Source organism: Microbaculum marinisediminis (genome assembly GCF_025397915.1).
Lineage (GTDB): Bacteria > Pseudomonadota > Alphaproteobacteria > Rhizobiales > Tepidamorphaceae > Microbaculum > Microbaculum marinisediminis.
The window spans coordinates 53,264-74,920 of record NZ_JALIDZ010000011.1 but is presented as its reverse complement, the minus strand read 5'-3'; the positions used below and the strand labels follow the sequence as shown (position 1 = coordinate 74,920).

19 protein-coding genes are annotated in these 21,657 nt (G+C 62.3%); 6 read left to right on the top strand and 13 right to left on the bottom strand.

Features of this window, described 5'->3' with window-relative positions; genetic code table 11:
• Positions 1-452: 452 nt before the first annotated feature.
• Complete coding sequence (locus MUB46_RS20460) at positions 453-1,223, top strand: IclR family transcriptional regulator (protein WP_261617827.1); 771 nt, start codon at positions 453-455, stop codon at positions 1,221-1,223.
• Between the two features lie 176 nt (positions 1,224-1,399).
• Here the strand turns inward: MUB46_RS20460 and MUB46_RS20455 are convergent, their stop codons facing one another.
• The 6 genes from MUB46_RS20455 to hisD are packed head-to-tail and all read right to left on the bottom strand — an operon-like array spanning position 1,400 to position 8,393.
• Positions 1,400-2,482: an ABC transporter ATP-binding protein gene (locus tag MUB46_RS20455; protein ID WP_261617826.1), complete on the bottom strand. Its 1,083-nt coding sequence runs from the start codon at positions 2,480-2,482 to the stop codon at positions 1,400-1,402.
• Between the two features lie 36 nt (positions 2,483-2,518).
• A complete protein-coding gene (locus MUB46_RS20450; RefSeq protein WP_261617825.1) occupies positions 2,519-3,418 on the bottom strand; it encodes a carbohydrate ABC transporter permease in 900 nt (299 codons plus the stop codon).
• Complete coding sequence (locus MUB46_RS20445) at positions 3,415-4,317, bottom strand: carbohydrate ABC transporter permease (RefSeq protein ID WP_261617824.1); 903 nt, start codon at positions 4,315-4,317, stop codon at positions 3,415-3,417. Before MUB46_RS20445 ends, MUB46_RS20450 begins: the two co-directional genes overlap by 4 nt.
• A gap of 51 nt (positions 4,318-4,368) precedes the next feature.
• Positions 4,369-5,757 (bottom strand): ABC transporter substrate-binding protein, encoded by a 1,389-nt coding sequence (locus MUB46_RS20440; RefSeq protein WP_261617823.1) that lies wholly within the window; start codon positions 5,755-5,757, stop codon positions 4,369-4,371.
• 30 nt (positions 5,758-5,787) lie between these two features.
• A complete protein-coding gene (locus MUB46_RS20435; RefSeq protein ID WP_261617822.1) occupies positions 5,788-7,104 on the bottom strand; it encodes an NAD(P)-dependent malic enzyme in 1,317 nt (438 codons plus the stop codon).
• A complete protein-coding gene (gene hisD / locus MUB46_RS20430; RefSeq protein ID WP_261617821.1) occupies positions 7,101-8,393 on the bottom strand; it encodes a histidinol dehydrogenase in 1,293 nt (430 codons plus the stop codon). Before hisD ends, MUB46_RS20435 begins: the two co-directional genes overlap by 4 nt.
• A gap of 167 nt (positions 8,394-8,560) precedes the next feature.
• Between hisD and MUB46_RS20425 the strand changes: the two genes are divergently transcribed.
• On the top strand, positions 8,561-9,583 hold the full coding sequence (locus tag MUB46_RS20425) for a LacI family DNA-binding transcriptional regulator (RefSeq protein ID WP_261617820.1): 1,023 nt from the start codon (positions 8,561-8,563) through the stop codon (positions 9,581-9,583).
• Positions 9,584-9,709: 126 nt separating this feature from the next.
• On the opposite strand, the gene MUB46_RS20420 is transcribed toward MUB46_RS20425, so the two are convergent.
• The 6 genes from MUB46_RS20420 to MUB46_RS20395 all read right to left on the bottom strand — a co-directional run bounded on the left by MUB46_RS20420 (position 9,710) and on the right by MUB46_RS20395 (position 16,950).
• Positions 9,710-10,891: a zinc-binding dehydrogenase gene (locus tag MUB46_RS20420; RefSeq protein WP_261617819.1), complete on the bottom strand. Its 1,182-nt coding sequence runs from the start codon at positions 10,889-10,891 to the stop codon at positions 9,710-9,712.
• Positions 10,892-11,288: 397 nt separating this feature from the next.
• On the bottom strand, positions 11,289-12,095 hold the full coding sequence (gene pcaD / locus MUB46_RS20415; protein WP_261617818.1) for a 3-oxoadipate enol-lactonase: 807 nt from the start codon (positions 12,093-12,095) through the stop codon (positions 11,289-11,291).
• Between the two features lie 14 nt (positions 12,096-12,109).
• Positions 12,110-13,393: a TRAP transporter large permease gene (locus tag MUB46_RS20410; protein WP_261617817.1), complete on the bottom strand. Its 1,284-nt coding sequence runs from the start codon at positions 13,391-13,393 to the stop codon at positions 12,110-12,112.
• Positions 13,393-13,878 (bottom strand): TRAP transporter small permease, encoded by a 486-nt coding sequence (locus tag MUB46_RS20405; protein WP_261617816.1) that lies wholly within the window; start codon positions 13,876-13,878, stop codon positions 13,393-13,395. Before MUB46_RS20405 ends, MUB46_RS20410 begins: the two co-directional genes overlap by 1 nt.
• A 60-nt stretch (positions 13,879-13,938) precedes the next feature.
• Positions 13,939-14,871 (bottom strand): TRAP transporter substrate-binding protein, encoded by a 933-nt coding sequence (locus tag MUB46_RS20400; protein ID WP_261617815.1) that lies wholly within the window; start codon positions 14,869-14,871, stop codon positions 13,939-13,941.
• 117 nt (positions 14,872-14,988) lie between these two features.
• Positions 14,989-16,950: an NAD(P)/FAD-dependent oxidoreductase gene (locus tag MUB46_RS20395; RefSeq protein ID WP_261617814.1), complete on the bottom strand. Its 1,962-nt coding sequence runs from the start codon at positions 16,948-16,950 to the stop codon at positions 14,989-14,991.
• Positions 16,951-17,258: 308 nt separating this feature from the next.
• On the opposite strand from MUB46_RS20395, the gene MUB46_RS20390 reads away from it, so the two are divergent.
• From MUB46_RS20390 to MUB46_RS20375, 4 genes are all read left to right on the top strand, one after another.
• Positions 17,259-17,945, top strand: coding sequence for a DUF2848 domain-containing protein (locus tag MUB46_RS20390; RefSeq protein WP_261617813.1), 687 nt, complete (start codon positions 17,259-17,261; stop codon positions 17,943-17,945).
• 23 nt (positions 17,946-17,968) lie between these two features.
• Positions 17,969-18,349 carry a cupin domain-containing protein gene (locus MUB46_RS20385; protein ID WP_261617812.1) on the top strand — a complete coding sequence of 127 codons (381 nt, stop codon included), beginning with the start codon at positions 17,969-17,971 and terminating at the stop codon, positions 18,347-18,349.
• A complete protein-coding gene (locus tag MUB46_RS20380; protein ID WP_261617811.1) occupies positions 18,350-19,723 on the top strand; it encodes an amidase in 1,374 nt (457 codons plus the stop codon). It abuts the gene before it with no gap.
• A 68-nt stretch (positions 19,724-19,791) separates the two neighbouring features.
• On the top strand, positions 19,792-20,484 hold the full coding sequence (locus MUB46_RS20375; protein ID WP_261617810.1) for a GntR family transcriptional regulator: 693 nt from the start codon (positions 19,792-19,794) through the stop codon (positions 20,482-20,484).
• 236 nt (positions 20,485-20,720) lie between these two features.
• Here MUB46_RS20375 and kce read toward each other — a convergent pair whose 3' ends face one another.
• The gene (gene kce, locus MUB46_RS20370) at positions 20,721-21,650 is read right to left on the bottom strand and encodes a 3,5-dioxohexanoate:acetyl-CoA acetone transferase (RefSeq protein WP_261617809.1); all 930 of its coding nucleotides are present in this window, start codon (positions 21,648-21,650) and stop codon (positions 20,721-20,723) included.
• Between the last annotated feature and the right edge of the window lie 7 nt (positions 21,651-21,657).

The window sequence follows — 21,657 nt, the reverse complement described above, 5'->3', positions numbered from 1 at the left end:
GCCCCCGGATCGTTCTGTGGATCGCCTTGGCGCGCACGTCGCGTGGATTGCGTCATTCATGGCGCCGACCCCGATGATGGTTGGCCGGGAGATCTGGCTGGGATGGATGTTGTCGACAAAGTATCTTATCCGAAGAGGTGAATGCCATCAGTGGGTTGTGATTTGATAGACTCCGCCGGTCGGTTGGATATCGTGATGTCTTGGACCGAGCCGGCTCGATGGGCCGAAGACCTTCGCCGGGGATCCTGAGATGCGGGCGCGGCGATGGAGGGCAGAGCCAGTTTCCGCCCGGCGCGGACAATTCGGGTGCTCTCGCCTCGGACTTCAAGCAGACAGTCGCATCTGCATAGTCCCGAACTTTCAGCGCCCACACGGGCATCCTCACGCGCGGCCAGGCACGAGCCTTGAGAACCATAACGTCCTATCCGAATTCAGGCGCTAAGAGCTGAAAGATGGCAGAATCGTCCGAACCGCTGCGCCGTGCCGCAGCCATAGCAGAGCTTGTGGCAATGGAACCCCAGGGGATGACCATTGCGCGGATTGCGGAGAATCTGGCGTTGCCGGTGCCGACTACGTACCGCGTTGTCCGCAAGCTCGTCGATATCGGCTTTCTCAAGGGAGAAGGGCGGCACGCCGCTTATGTCGTTGGGCCGCGGCTACAACAAATCAGCAGTTTCATCAGCGGTGGCGCATCATTCTCGCTAAACGCCGAGCGCGAACTTCAAACTGTCGCGGACAGTCTCGGAGTCTCCGTCTATCTTGCCGGTCTCTTCGAGGACAAGGTATCGCTGTTTGTCGTCAAAATGCCGACGGTCATGCGATCTCCATCCGTGCATCCGGGGCCAAGCTTCCAGATGCACGCATCGGCGAGCGGCAAACTGATCCTTGCCTACCAGTCACGGTCCCGGATCGACAAATTCCTCGAGAAACCTTTGGAGCGGCTGACCGACCGCACGATCGCTTCTCCGGCGGAACTGCGGGCCCAACTGGAGGAGATACGCGACCGCGGTTATGCCGTGTCGATAGGTGAGAGTGATCCGTCGCTGTGGGGGATCGCGTTTCCGGTGAAGAGCGCAACCGGAAGCGTGAACTATGCAGTCGGGCTGATCACGTTCAGGAGTTCTATCGAGGATGATGAAGCATACATCGAGCTCGTCTCGCCAAAGCTGGACGAAGCGGCGCGCCACCTCTCGCAGATGTTTCGGATAGGTCGCCCCGTCTGAATGCTCCGGTCCGGCAGTGAGAGACTGCACCGGGTGGACTCACCCCGTCTTTGGTCCGGCCGTCACGCGATCTTCCGGGCGGTCGGTCTCTCACCTGTGATGTCACCACATTCTCAGGAGTCGGACCCGCCGGCGAAACCGGGGTGGTTCGATCCCTCTACTGGTCGTTGTTTTGTTCACCGCATCAGATTTGCGCCTGACTGATTGTCAAATAGATGGGCGCGCTCGCGGTTGATGCGGCATCTAACAATCGTGTCGACATCAAAATCCATTTCCGCGCGGACCTGAACCTTGATGCGCGACTTGTCGTCCAGTTCGATTTCCAGAAGCTTCTCGGATCCCAGAAGCTCCACCACCCAGACACGGCCCACGAAATCCGCTGGCGTACCGTCGCTCACGATTTCAATGTCCTGAGGCCGGATACCCAACGTGACCTTCTGGCCGGTCTGAAGGTGCTCGGACCATTCCGGAACCTTGCTCGAAACCGTCGGAGACATGAAGGTCCGGTCGGAATTCGACGACGTGATTTCTCCCTGGAGGAAATTCATCGGCGGACTGCCGATAAAGCCTGCCACGAAAAGATTGGCCGGTTTGCCGTACACCTCCGCCGGTGTCCCGAACTGCTGTACCGCGCCGGCGTGCATGACGGCGACGAGGTCCGACATGCTCATCGCCTCCAGCTGGTCGTGCGTGACGTAGATGGTCGTGGCGTTGAGATCGAGGTGGAACCGCCGCAGCTCGGCACGCATGGTCACGCGAAGTTTGGCGTCGAGGTTCGACAGCGGCTCGTCCATCAGGAACAGGTTGGGACGCCGTACCATCGCCCGTCCGAGCGCGACGCGTTGGCGCTGACCGCCTGACAGATGCGCCGGCTTCCGGTCGAGCAGATGGTCGATCTCCAGTATGCGCGCCACGCGCTCCACCGCCTCGTTGATCTCGGCGGCCGGTGTGCCACGAACGCGCAGGCCGTAGCCGAGGTTCTTTCGCAGCGTCATCTGCGGATACAGCGCGTAGGATTGAAACACCATCGCGATGTCGCGGTCGCGTGGCGCCAGCTTGTTGACGACCTTGTCGCCGAACCGGATGGTCCCGGCCGTGATCGGCTCCAGTCCGGCCACCATGCGCAGCAGCGTGGTCTTGCCGCAGCCCGACGGCCCCAGGAGGGTCGTGAACTTCCGGCTCGGGAAGACGAGGTCCACTTCCTTGAGCACCTGGTTCGAACCGTAGCTCTTGGCGACTTTGTCGAGGCTCACATCCATAAGGAAAATCTCGCTGTAGTCTCAGCCCTTGAAAACTCAGCCCTTGACCGCGCCCGCGCCGAAGCCGGCGACGAGGTGGCGTTGCAGGGCCATGAAAAGTACGGCCATCGGAACGGTCATCAGCACCGATGCAGCCATGAGAAGCCCCCAGTCGACGTGCGTTCCCTCGAAGAACAGCATGACGCCGACGGTCAGGGTCAGGTTGTCGAGCGAGTTCATGAAGACGCGCCCGAACAGGTAGTCGTTCCAAGAGACGATCATCGAGAATATCGCCGCCGCGATGATGCCCGGCATCGCCGTCGGCAGCACCACCTGGCGGAATACCTGGAGACGCGACGCCCCGTCGATCAGGGCCGCTTCCTCGATCTCGATCGGAATCGACCGCATGAACGCCCACATCAGCCACATGCAGAACGGCAGCGTTATGCAGACATAGCCGAGGATCAGGCTCCACAGCGTATCGGTCAGCTCCAGCCGAACGAGAATGAGGAACAGCGGGAACACGAAGATGATCGAGGGCACCATGTAGCCGAGCAGGCTGAAGTAGGGGACGATGTTCCGTCCCCAATAGCTGAACCGTGTCAGGCTATAGGCCGCGAGCGTCGAGACGACGATGCTGATGAGGGTTGCTCCGAACGCGACGATCACGCTGTTTGCGAACCATCTGGTGAAGAACTGCGCGGGCGTGGCGCCGGTGTCGACGGACTGGCCGCCGGACTGGAAATATTGCGGACGTCCCGTCACAAGCGCCTCGTAGTTCTCCAGCGTCACAGTGTGCGGGATCAGGGTTGGCGGCGTCGCGAAGATCTCGTCTTTCGGCTTCAGCGAGGTCGACAACGCCCAGATCAGCGGAAAGCACATGACGAAGGTGACGGTGGACAGCACCAGGTAGGAGAAGCCTGTCCGCAGCATCTGTCCGTAGTCGTAGCGCCTCACGACGATTTCTCCTCTTTGCCGAAGCCGGACACGCGAAGGTAGACGATGCTGCCGACCAGCAGGATCACCATCATCACCACGCCCGTCGCCGCGCCCACGCCCAGCTTCAGGCTGGCGATCGACTGCTCGTAGGAATAGACGGCAAGGTTGAAGGTGGAGGTTCCCGGCCCGCCCTTGGTCAGCAGGTAGATCTCCTCGAATTTGTTGAAGGTCCAGATCGTACGGAACACGATGATGACGATCAGCACTTCCTTCAGCTGCGGCAGGGTCACGTCCATGAAGCGGCGCAGCGGACCGGCCCCGTCCACCTTGGCGGCGTCATACAACTCGAGCGGCACGGACTGGAGCCGCGCCAGCACGGTGATCACCACGAACGGCGTGTACTTCCAGACATTGAGCATGATCGTCGACGCCATGGCCATGCTGGGGGTCGACAGCCAGTAGATCGGCTCGGAAATGATGCCCACGCTCAGGAGCGCGTGATTGATCACGCCGATCTCGGGATTGAAAATCCAACGCCAGATCAGGGCGATGACCACGGTCGGGACGATATAGGGAAACAGGAGCAGCCCTCGAAAGATCGAGATGCCACGGAGCGCCTGGTTCAGAAGCAGGGCGATGCTCATGCCCAGAAGCGTCTGGAGCGCGATGGACGTCAGGGTCCAAATCGTCGCCTGGCTGAAGGACTCCCAGAACAGCGGATCTGCGAAGATACGACGGAAATTGTCGAGGCCGACGAAGGCGCTCGAATCCGGACGCAGGGGATTGTAGCTGAAAAAAGACAATCGGATCGCCTCGGCGATCGGATAGATCATGAACAGCACCGCCGTTCCCACGAACGGCAGGATGAAAAGGATGCCGACCGCGCGGTCGGACAGGACTGGCGCATTCCTGAACATTGCGATCACCCGGAGGGGGATGCCGGGCGGCAGGCCGCCCGGCAGTTTGGATCAGTCGATTAGGCGGATGTTTTCCCGCCGGATGCTTTCCAGCTCGCCCGCGCCCCACTTGGCTGCGTCCGCAGGCGACATGCCGTTGATGACAACCTTCTGCACCGTCTGCGCCAGGATCGAGTTGCCGTGGACGAAGCCGGCAAACGGGTTGCTGCCCGCCATATGCTCGTTGGCGGTGCTGCTCGAATGTTCGAGCGAGCCTCTGAAGTAGGTCTCGACCGTCCTGGGCTTGGCCTCATAGATCGGATGGTTCTTCAGTTCGTCCGAATCCAGCACGTCCTGGTAGGTCGGTGCCACGTTCGGCATCAACGAGTGGCAGTAGCGGACAAGCCATTCCTTGTTCGTCTGGTAGTAGGCGAGCGCGGCCTTCGCTTCCTCCACGTAGGGATTGTTCTGCGCAGGCACGCACCAGCCCTGGTAGTCGTTCCAGTTCGACCGCCGGCCGGTTTTCGGATGCCGGGCGTGGTTGAACGCTTCGGTGGCGTCGAAAACGTCCTTCGCCTCCTCGGCCGCGCGGCCCAGCGTGCGGCCCCAATAGAAGCTCATCGCCGTGTTTCCGGTGACGTGCGAGTCCACCACCTGAAGGAAGCTGTACTCGGGCGCCCCCTTGGGCATGTAGGGCAGAAGCTCCTGCACAAACGTCAACGCCTCGACGGTTTCCGGGCTGTCGAACACGACCTCGTACTTGTTCTGGGGATCGAACATCCGTCCGCCCGCCGCATGCAGCAGGGCGGCAAAGTGGTAGTCCGTGCACAGGTTGCGACCCAGCGCCATGCAGAAGCCGGACATCCCGGGCTTCTTCTCGGTAATTACCTTGGCCGCGTTCAGTAGGTCGTTCCAATCCCAGGTGTCGGGGTCGCCGAGGCCGAGCTCCTCGATGATGTCCATCCGCACCAGCAGAAGATGGGGCTGATGGTGCGCCGGCAGGATGAACTGTTCGCCCTTCCAGTTGCCCCAATAGTTCCACTCCGCCCCTTTGACGAGCCGGTCGCGACCGACCTGGTCGACCACGTCGTCCAGGGGGGTCAGCAGGCCTTCTGCCATGAGCTGCATGGCAATCGGCGATTCCACGCTGATGATGCCGGGCGGGCGGCGCGCCGCCAGGTCGGTCATCAGCTTGACGTAGACGCCGTCCCACGGGATCGTCTCGATCTCGAAGGTAAGTCCCGGCGCAAATTTCTGCGCCCATTCGTTCATCCCCTGCACCGCGACCCCGGCATAGGGGCCGGGCTCGCCCCAGACGCGCACCGTGCCGGTCTTGTCTGACTGCTGAGCGAAGGCTTGCGGGATGCTCAGTCCTCCTCCCATCAACAGGCCCGCGCCCGCCAGAAAACTACGTCTGCGTATGGGGAGATTCAGGCCCTTGAAGCGCTTGTCGTCATCCATCGTCATCTCCTTTGCGTTTCCCCTAGAAAGTCATCGCGACGACCCGAGATCCGCCGCAAGTTCCGCGAGAAAGCGCTGTTGTTTGCCAGTTATGACGCTCAACTCGCGAACGATATTTGCGACCGTGCCGGGTGCCGGACTTCGTTGTGCAAGTCCCTCCTTGATTGCTTCGGCAGCCACCGCCTCGGCCACGACGGGACAGAGGGCGGGATCGAGGGGCGTGGGCAGGACGTTGTCGAAGCGAAGCGCCGCATCGGGCACGTGGCCCGCGATGGCGCGAGCCGCGGCCAGGCAGATACCCTCGCTGATGCGGACGGTGCGGGTCTCGATCGCGCCGCGCATGATTCCGGGAAAGGCCAGCACGTTGTTGCACTGGTTCGGAAAGTCGAACCGCCCGCTACCCGCAACGGCCGCGCCGGCGTGAAGGGCCAGATCAGGCATGATCTCCGGTTCGGGATTGGCGCAGGCGAAGACGATGGGATCGCGCGCCATCGACTGGACGTGGCTCTCGGTGAGAATGCCACCGGTGCTCAGCCCGATGAAGATATCGGCCCCGCGAACCGCGTCCGCGAGTTGCCCGCTTAGGCGCTCCCGGTTCGTGCGCGCGGCAAGTGCCGTCATGTGCGGGCTGGGCTGCTCTCGTCCCGCCGCCAGGATGCCGTGGCGATCGCAGCACACGACATCGCCGACGCCGAAGGCGAGGATCAGATTGGTGGCGGCGGTTCCCGCCGCGCCCGCTCCATTGATGACGACCCTGACGTCGCCGGGTTTCTTGCCGACATGCTTGAGGGCGTTCATCACCCCGGCGACGATGACGGTCGCCGTGCCGTACTGGTCGTCGTGGAAGACGGGGACGGAAAGGCGCCGCTCGAGTTCGGAAACGGTCGAGAAGCAGTGGGGCGTGGAAATGTCCTCAAGGTTGAAGCCGGCGAAGGACGGCTCCAGAGCGGCAATGTGGTCGACAAGCCGGTCGGGGTCGTTCACGTCAAGACAGAGCGGCACCGCGTCGAGACCGGCAAGCAGCTTGAACATGATCGCCTTGCCTTCCATCACCGGAACGGCGGGCAAGGGTCCCGTCCTGCCGAAGCCGAGCACGGCGGTGCCGTCGGTCACGACGGCGATGGTATTGCCGCGGTTGGTCAACTCGTCCACCCGGGCGGGGTCTTTCTGGACTTCCCTCACCAGCGTCGCGACGCCGGGCGTGTAGAGCGTGGCCACGTCCTGGAGCGACTCGACCAGCACCTTGGACACCACTTCGAGCTTGCCGCTGCCCGAGTGAATTTTGGTGACCGCCGCGATGGCCGCCTCCGGCGTCACGCTCCAAGGTCGGATGGGAGCGCTGCTCATTCATCTGCCCCGGCGGTCTGACCCTCTGCGTAGCGCTCGGCGCGGACATCCGCCGTTATCTCGTGTGCAAGCATTCCCTCGGCCCGGCAGAGGCGCCCCATCGCCGGCGCGATCTGCCGGCTGGCGGCAGGCGTCAGCCGCTGGTACGTCACCGTCTTGAGGAACTTTCCGACCCAGAGCCCTCCCGTATAGCGGGCGGCACGCCCCGTCGGCAGGGTGTGGTTCGTCCCGACACCCTTGTCTCCGTAGGCCACGGTGCTCTCTTCGCCGAGGAACAGACTTCCATAGTTGCGTAGGTTCGCGAGGTAATAGTCGTTGCGGGCGGTCTGAACCTCCAGGTGTTCCGGCGCGTAGCGGTCCGACACGGCGATCGCTTCGTCGTCGCTGTCCACGACCATGATCTCGCCCCACCGATCCCAAGACGCGCGGGCCACCTGCCTTGTGGGTAGCGTCACCAATTGCGTCTCGATCTCGGCAGCAACCGCCTCGCCGAATGACGTCGATTGGGTGATCAGCCACGCCGGGCTGTCGGGGCCGTGTTCCGCCTGACCGAGCAGATCGGCTGCGACCAGCGCGGGATCGGCGCTGTCGTCGGCAATGACCAGGATTTCAGTGGGGCCTGCCGGAAGATCTATGCCGACCATTCCGAACAGCTGCCGCTTGGCCTCCGCCACATAGGCGTTGCCGGGGCCGGTGATGATGTCGACCGGGCGCATGCCGACGCAGCCATACGCCATGGACGCAAACGCCTGGACCCCGCCGATTGCGTAGATCTCGTCTGCTCCCGACTCGGCGAGCGCATAAAGCGTGTGCGGATAGATCGACTTTCCGTCGCGTGGAGGGGCAGCGCCAAGAACATAATCCACCCCTGCCGCCTTGGCGGTCGCAACGCTCATGATTGCCGCGGAAATCAACGGGTACTTGCCGCCCGGTATGTAGCACCCGGCATTCTCAACCGGAATGATCTTCTGGCCGAGAACGATCCCGTCGCCAAACTCGTCCTCGAATTCGGCCAGTGTGTCGCGCTGCCGCTTGGCGAAATCCACGACCTGTTTCTTGGCGAAGGCGAAGTCGTCCTTGAAGACGGGACTGAGGGATTTCCGAACGGCCTCGATCTCGTCGCCGGAAACCAGAAATTCCCCGCCCTGCCAGCGGTCGTACGTTTCAGCGTAGTGCCGTACCGCAGCATCCCGGTTCGACTCGATATCGACCAGCATTTTGCGGACGTGCTGGACCAGATCGTCGTTGTTCTGCCGCGATTGAGGCTCGGCACGCTTCAGATACTTCACTAAGAATTCCCTCCTCGCACGGTACCGAAAGGCGGCCTGACAAGCAGAAACCCCACGGATACATACGATGTAACCGGTTACATTCAAAAAACTTGACAGGGAGGTCCTGGCTTGTCAAGAGGCAACGAATGTCCGATAGCAACGTGGATTGATTACAGGTATCGCGCTTGAAAGAACCTGCCACGCTCCGAAGTATAGCGGCGGAAGCGGGAGTGTCGGTTGCCACGGTCAGTCGTGCGCTGAAAAAGCCCGAGACGGTTGCACTCCACACGAGGGAGCGGATCCTCGCCCTGGTCGCGCAGCACCGCTACGTCCCCGACACGCTTGCGACGAGCTTCTCTTCAGGAAAAACAGGTCTCATCGGCCTGATCGTCCCGACCATCGCGAACTCGATATACGCAGCCTTCACCGTCGCGATCCAGGCCCGCCTGCAAGCGGAGGGCCGCAAGCTGCTGATCGCCAACAGCAACTATGACACCGCCCTGGAACGCGACATCCTCATTAAGCTGGTGGAAAGCCGCGTGGAGGGCGTCATCCTGACGGGATTCCGCAGGGATGCGGAGTTGTACGAGCTTCTGCGCCACTACCGAATCCCGTTCGTCGTGACGTGGTCGACGAGTCCCGACCCCGATATTCCCGCTGTGTCGTTTGACAACGAGGCGGCCGCCGAGCTCGCGGTCGAGGCGCTGATAGAACGGGGGCACCGGAACATTGCGATCGTATGCGGCATTACGGCGATCAACGACCGTGCCGACCAGCGGCTGAAAGCGTACAGGCGGACGCTCGATCGCCACGGCCTTCCGTTCAATCCCGACTACGTTCAGGAGCGCCTATTCGAGTTTCGGGAGGGCGAGCGTGCCGCCGAGGTGCTTCTCCAGCGCGAGCCGCGTCCCACGGCGCTGTTCTGCGCCAACGACATTCTGGCTCTCGGCGCATTGTTTGCCGCCACGAGGCAGGGCGTCCGCGTTCCCCACGATCTGTCGATCATTGGTTTTGATGATCTGCCTATAGCGCAGTCAGTCTATCCAACGCTAAGCACCGTGCATGTTCCCGCTCAAGAAATGGGAGAGGCGGCAGCGATGAAGATCGTGAATTGCATCGAAAAGAACAAGAAGATTACCCATCTCCGCCTGGAGTCGCGGGTCGTTTTCCGTGAAAGCACGGATTTCCATTTGAAGCGAGATTCGTGAGGGCTTCGATTCGATGGCTGCCCGGCGGGTAAACACTCCTATGCGAACGTCCACCCGCTAGACGAACCCAGTGCCGTTATCCCAACGCAGTCCATGTGCGGCGACAGGTCGACGCGCCGGACCGGCCTACTCTCCCCGAACCATATCCTCGTTCGGTACGATGGTGCTCTTGACGGTCTTCATGGCCATTGCGTCGGCGACGGCTTGCTTCACGCCGTCAAGGGAGAACGGATACAGCGTCTGCATCTTTCGCCAAGGGTACTTGTCGCGCGCCTTGTCGAGCATCCGCACGCCGAGGGCAAGATCGTTGGCGGTGAACGCCCATGAACCGAGCAGCGTGATATCCTTGGTGCAGATGCGGTGCCAGTTGGTTTCGATGCTCCCGGCATCGGTGAACTGCCCCATCTCTACATAGCAACCGCCGTCGCGCAGGAACTCGATCCCTTCCGGGCCGGCGGTCGGATGGCCGGAGCAGTCCATCACCAGATCGGCGCCGTAGCCGCCGACGATGTCGCGTACAACCTCGATGCGGTCCTCGGGGGTCTTGTATTCGGTGATGTCGACGGTTGCCTCGGCGCCGAACTCCCGCGCGAGCGCAAGGCGCGGGTTCTCGGGCGCGCCGACGGCGATAACACGGCGGGCGCCCATTTCCTGCGCGGCGGCGATGGCGAGGATGCCGATCGGGCCGGTGCCCTGGATGACGACGGTGTCTCCCCACGTGAAGGCTCCCGCCCGGATGGCGCGGTTGAAGCCACGGATACAGGACGTCAGCGGCTCGGAAAGCGAGCCCAGCAGATAGCTCATATCGTCGGGCAGCTTGTAGATCTTCGTGCCCGGCAGTTCACCGAGGTCCACATAGACGTATTCCGCCCAGCCGCCCCACAGATGCGGCGGCTTGTCGAAACCGAGGTAGCGGCCGTAGTAGACCGGAGTCAGGCACTTGTTGGACTGCTCGGGATAGCGTTTGCACCAATCGCAGAAGCCACACGGCATGAGCGGCGGCAGCATCAGGCGCGAGCCGACACCAATCGGATTGCCCATGTGATCCTTGGTGAGTTCCGAACCGATCTCGACGATCTCGCCGGCAAGTTCGTGCCCGAGCGTGAACGGCCACGGCAGCGGCTTCGGCCAGTGGCCCTTGAGAATGTGCTGGTCGGTGCCGCAGACGCCACAGGCCCCGATGCGGATGAGCGCGCCTTTTGGCGGCACCTTCGGCCACGGTACGATATGCATCTCCGGTTCCGCGCCGGGGCCGGCATAGGTGGTGACGCGGACACCGTCCTTACGGCTTTGCTCAGGCATGGGCATGACGACACGTCCTTGGGTTTTCCGGTGCCGTTACATTAACACCAACACCGCTGAAGGAAGACGACTTCCACCGGCATAAGACAATGTCGCCGGAAAAGCCTTGTGCCGTGTACTTGTTGCTTCGCCGCGATATTTGGCGAAGCGTTGCGCGGGAAACCGGGCAGCGCTGATCAACAAAGGAGTTCTGACCGGCGCCTTATCGGAAGCGGGCTGGCGAGATGTGACACGCTGGCTCGAAGCGTTCAAACGAGCCTTGCCGTTCGAACAAGACAGCCGGAGACGAAAACCGAAGGCGTCCGGAAAACCTGGAGCCCACTACAAACGAGGGGACCGCAAGCGCGGTCCCCTCGTTATTAGTGACATTAATGACAAGAAATCTATGGCCGGATCGATCGGCTCACTCGCTGGTCGGCAAGGTCGTCAGCCAATTGCGCAGGGCCTTGTTGAAGGCTGCCGGCTGCTCGACGTTCAAGAGATGCCGGGCTGGCCCGATAACGCGAAAGCCCCTGGCGCCGGGAATGGATTTTCCGAGCTCCTCCACGCCGGCCGCCGGCGTGGCCGGGTCATCGTCGGCGGCGATAAGGAACGTGGGGACTTCGATCGTGCGTGCGGCATCGGCCAGACTGACGTCCCGCACGGCTGCAACCGCGGCGATATAGCCGTCATCCGGGGTGGCCGCGATCTGACCGCGAATCTGCTCGTACAGATCCGGCTGCGCCGTCGCAAAATCGTCCGTGAACCACCGGGCGAGCGTTTCCGCGGCGAACGAGATCGTTCCGCCCTCCCGCGTCGCCTCGATCCGTCGGTTCCACAGGGCTTCCGCGCCGGCCATGGAGGCGGCCGTAGCGCACAGGACGAGAGAGGCGACGCGGGAGGGCCAGCGCGCGGCGAAGTCCATGGCAACCATGCCGCCCAGCGACAGGCCAACCACATGCACCGGCCGCGAAATGTCCAGCTGGTCCAGGAGCCCCTTCAGGTCGGCGGCCATGTCCGCGGTCGTGTAGGGCCCGGACGGGACGCTGCTTTCGCCGTGGCCGCGCGTATCGAAGCGCAGAATGCGGAACGCGTCGCCGAGCGCATCGACCTGCAGGTCCCACGACCGATGCGTGGTGCTCAAGGAGTTGCAGAACACAACCACGGGCGCGTCCGACGGACCATCGAGACGATAGGCAAGGCGAACGTCATTCAGTTCAACGGTGTCCATAAAAGGAAGCCTCGTTACTTGAAGAGGTCGGGAAGGAACAGGGACAGCTGAGGTACGAAGGTGACCAGAAACAGGACGACCAGCGCACCGAGATAGTACGGCAGCAGGGCGCGAGAGAGCGCCACGACAGACACGCGCGTGATGCCGGTAACGATAAACAGCACCAGGCCGACGGGCGGCGTGATCAGGCCGATGACAAGGTTGACCGACATCATCATGCCGAAGTGCACCGGGTGGATGCCCAATTGGGTCGCGACCGGCAGCAGGACCGGCACGGTAATAAGGATCGCGGCCAGCGGTTCCAGAAACAATCCGATCACCAGGAGGCTCGCCATGATCATCAGCAGGATGATGTTGGGATCGCTGGATAGTCCCGTCATCCAGGCCGCGACAATCGCGGGGATGCGCTCGATCGCCATGATCCAGCCGAAAAGCGCAGCGGTCGCCGCGATGAACAGGACGCCGGCAGTGACGATCCCCGCCCGCAGGACGATCCCCGGCAGGTCGCGCCAGGCGAGTTCCCGGTAGAAAAAGCCGCCAAGACCGATCGCCAGCACGCAGGCGATCGCGCCGGCCTCCGTGGGGGTGAACACGCCGGATATGATGCCGCCCAGGATGACAAGAGGAATGGACAGGGGCGGAAGCGCCACGAGGGTCGCGCGCAGGGCCTGTTTTGTCGTGACGCGGGGCGTCCTTTGGATGCCGGCATCACGGCGCGATACGAAGTAGGCGGCGACAAAGAACCCGGCGCCCAGCAGAAGGCCGGGGATGATGCCGGCCAGGAAGAGGGCACCGATCGATGTGTTCGCCGCGACACCATAGAGAATGAGGATAAGGCTGGGCGGAACGATCGGTCCCATGGTTGCGGCAGCTGCGCTGACCGCGGAGGCGGCATTGAGATTGTAACCCTTGCGCGCCATCTCGGGCACGATCGAGGCGCTGGTGATGGCCGCGACGGCGTTTGCCGATCCGATGATGGAGGAGAGGAAGCCGGACACGACGATATTGACGTACGCAAGTCCGCCGTGGAAATGCCCCAGGATCGACTGGGCGAATTCGATCAGGCGCCAAGTGATGCCGCCGCGGTTCATCAACTCGCCGGCCAGCAGGAAGAAGGGGACCGCCAGGAGCGAGAAGTTGTTCACGCCCTGCACCATCCGCTGGCCGGTTGCTAGGAGCAACGACGTCTGCCCTTCAATCAGGATGTAGGCGAAACTTGACAGCCCCAGGACGAATGCGATGGGAACGCCAAGGCCGATCAGCGCGAAGAACAGTAGGAGGAAAGCAGAAAACCCCATCAGGTGTCCCTTCCGCGCCGGACCTGGTCCACGATCACGTCGACAAGCTGTACCGCCATCAGCCCCGCACTCAGGGGGATCGCCCCATAGACAAGCGTCATGGGGAGCGGAAGCGTCGAAAAGCTCTGGCGCTGGATCGCAGGCGATGATGCGAGCTGAAAGCCGTAGTAGGCCGTGGCGAGCACGAAGCACAGTCCGAGAAGACTGACCAGGATGTTCAACGCGGGGCCGAGTCCGATGCGCTCGGCGAAGCGCGGCAGAAGATCCAGCCCGACCAGGCTTCCTTCCCGAACGGCCACGGACGCGCCAACGAATGTCAGCCAGATGAGCAGGTAGCGAACGACTTCCTCGGACCAGGTCAGCGAGGCGCCAAAGCCGTACCTGAGGACGATCTGGATCACTACGATGACAAGAATGGCGCCGAGGATCGCGATGACGGCGCCTTGAGCGGCCCGGTGGCAGACTAGCGCGAACGTTCTGAACATAACCGTTTCACCCGGAGCGAAAGACCCGGCGACGCGATTGTCGCCGGGCCCGAATCGAACCTATTCGCCGCGCAGGTCCCGGATCGTCTCGATTGTCCGGGCAACCAGCGGATCCTTCTCGGCGTACTCGTCATAGAGCACCGACAAGGTCTCCATGAAGGGCGCAAGATCGATATCCCGCTCAACCTCGATGCCGGCCTCTTCGATGACGCCGATCGCCTTTTTGTCGAGATCCGGCAGCTTCTCGTAGGCGAAGGTCTGCGTCTCCCTTGCCGCTCTTTCGAGCGCGGCCTGCTGCTCTTTGGTCAGGCTTTCGAATACGGCCAGATTAATCGTGATGACCGTGGGCCAGGTGTACATCTGCGTCAGCGACATGTAGTCGACGATTTCGTAGGCCTTGGTGCCCACCCAGGTCTGCAGGAATTGGTCCTGCCCCTCGAGCACACCGGTCTGAAGGGCGGTGTAGATCTCCGGGAAAGGCATCGGAATGACGTTGGCTCCGAGCAACTCGAACATGCGCAGCTGGAGGCCGGCTTCCGGCGCCCGGAAGTCGATGCCCTCGAAATCTGACGGCTTCCGGATAGGGCGCACGGTGTTGCCCGGGACGCGCATGCCGTTCTCGACAATGGCAAGTCCCTTGATGCCGTAATCCTCGAGCGTTGCCAGCGCATCGGCAGCGACCTCGCTGGTGTCGGCCTTATAGGCCGTATCGTAACTGTCGATCAGGAAGGGCATCTGGAAGCCGGTCAGAACCGGAGTCATGCTCTCGAAGATCGCGAGGCTGATGTAGCCGCCCTCCAGGGTTCCGAGCTGGACGCCCTCGAGCAGGTCCCGGTCGCCGCCGAGCTGGGCGCCGGGGTATACCTCGATGGCCACGGTCCCGTCGGTGTACTCGGCAACGCGTTCGGCGAAGTGGGTCGCGGCGTAGTGGTAGATGTTCTCTTCCGGGGCCACGTGACCCAAACGGATCGTGACGTCAGGGCTCTGTGCCATTGCACTGCCCGATGCCATGGCTCCGAGAACAAGCGCCGAGCCAAACAGCACCTTCCATCGGCTACCGGGTATCTGTCGTTTCACGTCATGCATCGTGGTCTACCTTGCTCTTGGAGGTTAGGAACGCTTCGGAGGGCTCGCGGCCCATTCGAATTCGGAGGGATCGAGGGTGTGGGTGAGCCGCCAGTAGTCGACCAGCTTCCATGGGGAATTGGTCACGACCCGGCCGCGCGAGTTCCTGTACCAGTTGCTCATGCCCTCATGGGTCCAGACCATGCGGCCGTGTGCGGCGTCCACCTTGGCGTTGTACGCATCGAACGTGTCCTGGCGCACGGTCACCCGGTCCGCTTTGCGGGCATATAGCTCGCGCATGACCTGCATGATGTGCCGGGTCTGACATTCGGCATGGAAGAACAGGCTGCCGCCATGCGCCAGGTTGGTGTTGGGCCCGTACATGACGAAGAAGTTCGGGAATCCGGGTACATGCACACCCAGATAGGCGCGGCTGTCGTCGGGGCCCCAAAGCTGATGGATGTCCCGGCCGGCGGCACCCTCTATCCGCATGGGGGCCAGCATCTCCGTCGCCTTGAAGCCGGTCGAGAAGATGCAGACGTCGATGTCGTGATGCTTGCCCGCGCCGTCTATCAGCCCGGTCTCGTCCGCGGCGGTCACACCGCTGTCGACCAGCTCGACATTCTCGCGCCGGAGCATGCGATACCAGTAGGTGTCGCGCAGCATTCGCTTTCCATAGGGCGGGTAGTTCGGGGTCGCCTTGTCAATCAGGTCCTGGCGTCCGCCCAGTTCGGATTGGATGTGCGCCAGAAGGCGCTCGCGCATCGCCTCGTTGTCGGCGTTCAACGAGCGATCCTTGTGGGGCCAGTCGGGGTCTTTCTGAAGCGAATCGTGAAGGGTGTCGCCGGAGGCCCAGAACAGGAGCCACCTGTACCAATGGATCAGGAAAGGAATGTTCGCGAGCGCCCATTTCTCGCCCTCGCGCATGCGCTTGTGATAGTTGGCGTTCGGCGCGACCCAGTTCGGCGAGCGCTGGAATACGGTGAGGCTGGCGACCCGATCGGCGATAGCCGGGCCGACCTGCACCGCGCTTGCACCGGTCCCCACGAGCGCGCAACGCTTGCCGTCGAGATCGAGGTCGCTCGGCCAGCGGGCGGTATGGAAAGCGACGCCCTTGAAGGTATCGAGTCCTTCGATGTCCGGGATGGAAGGGCGGTTCAGCTGCCCGACCGCGCTTACAAGGAAGCGGGAACACGTATCGGTCTTCTGGCCGTCTTCGTCGCGAACCCGAACCCGCCACACTGACGCGCTCTCGTCCCAAGATGCGCTTTCAACTTCGTGACCGAACCGGATGTGCTCGACGATGCCGTACTTTGTGGCGCAGTCGCGCAGATAGGCGAGGATCTCGTCCTGCTTCGCGAAATGGTGCGTCCAATCCGGCTTTCGTGCGAATGAGAAGCTGTAGAAGTGGCTTGGAATATCCACTCCGGCACCGGGGTAGTGGTTTTCGAGCCAGGTGCCGCCGACATCCATGTTCTTTTCATAGATGGTGAATGGCACGCCCTGCTCGTGCAGCTTGATGCCGAGACAGATGCCGGACAGTCCCGCGCCCACGATTACGACTTCGGGCCTTCCGGGGACAAAGTCCGGTTTGAAGACAGCCAGGTCCGCGGTGCGCTCGTCGTGCTGCGCGAGGTGCATTTCCTCGAGCATCATCTCGGCATAGCCGTCGGGCAGTTCGCAGCCGATACCGCCACCGAGCAATCGCGCGAAGCGTTGTGGGTCAAGCCGTGTCTGCGGACGCAGGCTCCCGTCTGCGATGGCCCGGATCGTATCGACCAGTGCCACGACGACGTCCTGAGCGATGTCCTCGGGTACGGACTGTTCGAAGCTCCACCCGCCCGCGACATGCGGGGCGACCCGATCGATCAGATGGCTGTCACCGGTCAAGGTCGCGTGCACGAGTGCCAAGGGTACCGGCTCGGTCTCGCGCAAGGCGGCGAACAGGGCTTCCTCGTCCACCAGAGCCGCTTGGCACATCGCTGTTACGCAGGCTTCTTTCTTCATTCCGACTCTTCTTCCATCCTTGCCCGGCGATCGCAGGGCCGGAGCAGCTGCAATCTGAACGGACACTGAAATTTCAGAATTCCCAAGTCAAGGGTTTCGTATTGCGATTTCTCGGTTTCCCTTCTTGAGAAGGCATTTGAGATTCTATTCAACCATTTGATATTGCGTTATAAAAATGAAGATAGAAGGCGTGGCTATGTGTGATTCATGATGTTGATCTAAAATTTCACACTTGCATTAATGGCCCGGGCTGGCCTACTCGAAGTGTGCCGTATCCCATTCGAAATACCCATTGGAAACGTTGCCTCATGCCTCAGATCGAATTCGTGCTTTCCACCATCGACCGCACCGAACAGCGGAAGGTGGCCGTCGAAAATGTCGTGATTGCCGGTTGGGCAGGACGGGATGCCGAGGCCGTTCAAGCGCATATCGACGAGTTGGCCGAACTCGGCGTCACGCCGCCCCCCTCCGTTCCATGCTTCTATCCGGTCGGGGCGGAACTCGTCACTGTCGGTGCGGCCGTCGATTGTCTTGGCAGCGCCAGCAGCGGCGAGGTTGAGTACTTCATCTATGTCGACACCGACGATGCCTGGTGGGTCGGCATCGGATCCGATCACACCGACCGTGAGGTCGAGGCCTACTCGGTCGGCGTGTCAAAGCAAGTGTGCCCCAAGCCGATCGCTCCCGAGCTTTGGCGTTACTCGGAAATTCGCGAGACCTGGGACGATCTGATCCTGAGGTCGTGGATCCGTGAGGGTGACGGGGAGAGCCTCTATCAGGAAGGGTCGATCGCCAGTCTTCTGCATCCGGAGGACACGGTTCGCGCCTACGAAGGGCTCGGCGGCCGGATGACCCCGGGCACATTGATGTTCGGCGGGACGATCCCGGTGCTCGGCGGCATCCGCCCCGCTCGCGAATTCCGAATGGAAATTTTCGACCCGGCACGCGACCGCCGGATTACCCATGGTTACACTGCGCGCTGGCTGGCCAGCTAGTCCTCAGCGGAAGGAGAAAAAGAATGGCGATCAACAAGGAACACCTCGAGTTCCACGCCCTGGATCTGGCGTCGGGGTGGGAAGTGCCTCCCGGCTATCCGGAAGGTATAAAGCAGAAGATCATCGCCGGGGCGCTGGATGAAGACAACATGCGCGGCAGCCGCACACGGCTTCTTCGTTTCGATGCCGGGGTCTATACGACGGCGCCGTTCGAGCATGATTACTGGGAAGAGGTGTATCTCATCTCGGGGGATCTGATCGTCGGGAACGATGCCTCCGGAAACGGTGGCGAGAGCTTTGCGCCCAACACCTACGCCTGCCGGCCTCCGCACGCCCCGCACGGTCCGTTCAAGTCCGAGGGCGGCTGCATGCTGCTGGAAATCCACTACTTCGATCCAGCCTAAATGACCGACCTGTCGAACAGCCTTGTCGATGCTGCCGCCCGGCTCGCAGCGAATGAGATCACCAGCGAAGCGCTGGTGGTTTCCTGTCTCGAGTGCGCCCGGGATGCCGGCGGCGAGGGGGGGCGTGTCTTCACGGACCTCTATGCCGAGCAGGCTCTGGAACAGGCCCGGGTCGCCGACAGGATGCGGCGCGCAGGCGTTGTGCCGTCCCGGTTCCTTGGCGTGCCGATCTCGATCAAGGATCTGTTCGACGAGGCAGGCCGGACCACACGGGCCGGGTCCGTGGTGCTGGCCGGGCAACCGCCCGCCCAGGCAGATGCCCCGGCGATCGATCGGCTGAAGGCGGCGGGATTCATCATCGTTGGGCGCACCAACATGACCGAGTTCGCCTATTCCGGACTCGGCCTCAATCCCCACTACGGAACGCCGCTCAATCCCTTCGATAGAGGGACGGGCCGTATTCCGGGCGGTTCTTCGTCCGGGGCGGCCGTATCGGTCAGCGATGGCATGGCCTTCGGCGGCATCGGCTCGGATACCGGAGGCTCCTGCCGCATTCCCGCGGCGCTGTGCGGACTGGTCGGGTACAAGCCGACGGCGGCGCGCGTTAGCCGGCACGGGGTCTTTCCGCTTTCGACGACGTTGGACAGCATCGGTTCGATCGCGGGCGACGTCCCGTCGGTGGCCGCGCTGGATGCAATCATGGCCGGCAGCCCGGCCGCAGACCCGTATCTCGGGACCGTGCGCGGGCTTCGTATCGGCGTGCCACAGACGATCGTGCTCGATGATATGGACGCGAAGGTGGCTGCGGATTTCGACAGGACGCTAGCCCGTCTGACCGTGGCCGGGGCCTGCGCATTCGACATGCCAATGCGGTCCTGGAAGCGGATTGCAGATCTCGGTACGATGGGCGGTTTCGTCGCCGCGGAGGCCTATGCCCGTCATCGACGCATCCTCGACGATCACGCTGCCGAGTATGATCCGCGTGTGCGCGAGAGGATCTTGAAGGGGCGGGACCAGAGCGCGGCCGACTACCTGGATCTCCTGGCGGCGCGCCAATCGCTCATCCACGGGTTCGAGGATGACCTGAATTCGGTCGACGTGCTGGCCTTTCCCACCACGCCCGTCATCGCCCCCGAGCTTGCGCCGCTCGAGGCGGACACCGAGGTCTTCAACGCAACGAACCTTCTCATCCTGCGCAACTCGACCACGATAAACCTGTCGAACGGTTGCGCGATCTCGTTGCCCATGCATGAACCGGAAACCGCTCCCACCGGCTTGACGCTGGCAGCGCCCGGCGGCAAGGACGAGCAGCTCCTGTCCGTCGCACTGACGGTGGAAGGCATGTTGGGCGGCGCGGTGTTTAATGAAAGCTGACGCTTAGTCATGTTTGATTGTATCGCCCAGTCCCGCGGGCCGTTGCGCCAAGTGAGGAGATGTATCGCATGACGACACCGTCGACGAAATCAGCGGTCGCGAGTGGGCAGCGACGCGGGAGGGCTCCGCAGCGCCAATCGTTGCGGGATCGCGCCTACGAGATCATCAAGAAAGAAATCATTACCTGCAAACTTCGCCCCGGCGAGATCATCGGAGAAGCCCACCTCAGCGATCGCCTCGGTATCGGCAGGACGCCGGTTCATCAGGCGCTGGATCGGCTGATGACCGACGGCCTCGTGGAGGTGATGCCGCGCAAGGGCGTGATCGTGAAACCGCTCAGCTTGGATGAAGCGTTCGCGATCGTGGAAATGCGTCTCTTGACCGAGGGGTACTGCGCCGGTGTCGCGGCGGAGCGCATCGAGCAGGGGCTGATCGATCGGCTGGAGGACAATCTGGACAGGATGCGGCTGGCCATCGACAAGCGCAGGCTTGAGGAAATCCTGGAGCTCGACAGCGAGTTTCACAGTCTGGTCGCTTCGGCGGGCGGCAATTCGGTCATGAAGGAGATCCTGGCGAATCTGCATGACCGGGCGACACGCTTCTGGTTCATTTCACTCAAGTCCACAGAACATCAGAATCGCGTTCTCGAGCAGCACACCGACATCGTCAAGGCAATATCCGCCCATAAGGCCGAGGAGGCCAAGGCCGCGATGCGTCGTCATATCGAGCAATTCAGCTCTAATCTGACAAGTATGATGTGATTAGTGCTTTCATGGGTCGTTTCGGAAATGCTGTTAATTTGGGCGCCTTTATTGGGCTCTGATAATTTATCTAATACGAAATAACTGTCTCTTTTGGATGCTGTCTGGCCTTCGTCTCTCCCTCCCGAGTTCAGATTGGTCGGCCGGCCCCGAGCGGAGATAGGCTCGCCGGGGCCGCAAGGGGCTTGCCGCCTTGACCGAAAGAGGCGCAAGCGAGGCGCGGGACGCGCCGTCCGTCAGAAGGCCACCTTGTCCGGGCCCTTGGTCTCGAGGATTTCACGGGCCTCGTCGGGTGAGGCGAGTTCAAGCCCCAGTCCTTCGATGATCTGCCGCGCCTTTTCGACCTGAACGGCATTGCTCTCGGCCAGCGTGCCCGGCCCGGCCCACAGCGAATCCTCCAGTCCCACGCGCACGTGTCCACCCATGGCGGCCGCCATGGCCGCGATGGGTAGCTGGTTCTTGCCTGCGCCAAGCACCGACCAGCGATACTGGTCGCCGAACAGCCTGTCGGCTGTGCGCTTCATGTGCGTCACGTCATCGGGGTGCGCGCCGATCCCGCCCATCAGGCCGAAGACCGTCTGGATGAACAGCGGCCCCTTGACCAGCCCTTCGTCTAGGAAGTGCTTGAGGTTGTAGAGGTGCGCGGTGTCGTAGCATTCGAACTCGAATTTCGTTCCCAGTGCCCCAAGCGTGGTCAGGATGTGTTCGATCTGCCCGAAGCTGTTGTTGAAGATGATGTTCTTGTTGCCGACGTAGTCGCGTTCCCATGCGTGCTTCAGGTTCGGAAACCGTTTCAGCATCGGGAACAGACCGAAGTTCATCGATCCCATGTTGAGTGAGGCGATCTCGGGCTGGTGCGTTTCGGCGGGGCGGATGCGCTCCTCGATGGTCATCGTGGGCGCCCCGCCGGTGGTGATGTTCACGACGCAGTCCGACGCCTGCTTGATGATCCCGAGGAAGGGCGAAAAGGCTTCCGGCGTCTGGTCGGGGCGGCCATCCTTCGGGTCCCGGGCGTGCAGGTGCACCACTGCCGCCCCGGCCTTGGCCGCGCCGATGGCGGCGTCGGCGATTTCGGACGCGGTGACGGGCAGGTATTCCGACATGGACGGCGTGTGGATCGCGCCGGTGACGGCGCAGGTGATGATGACCTTGCGGGGTTTGGCCATTTTTGAG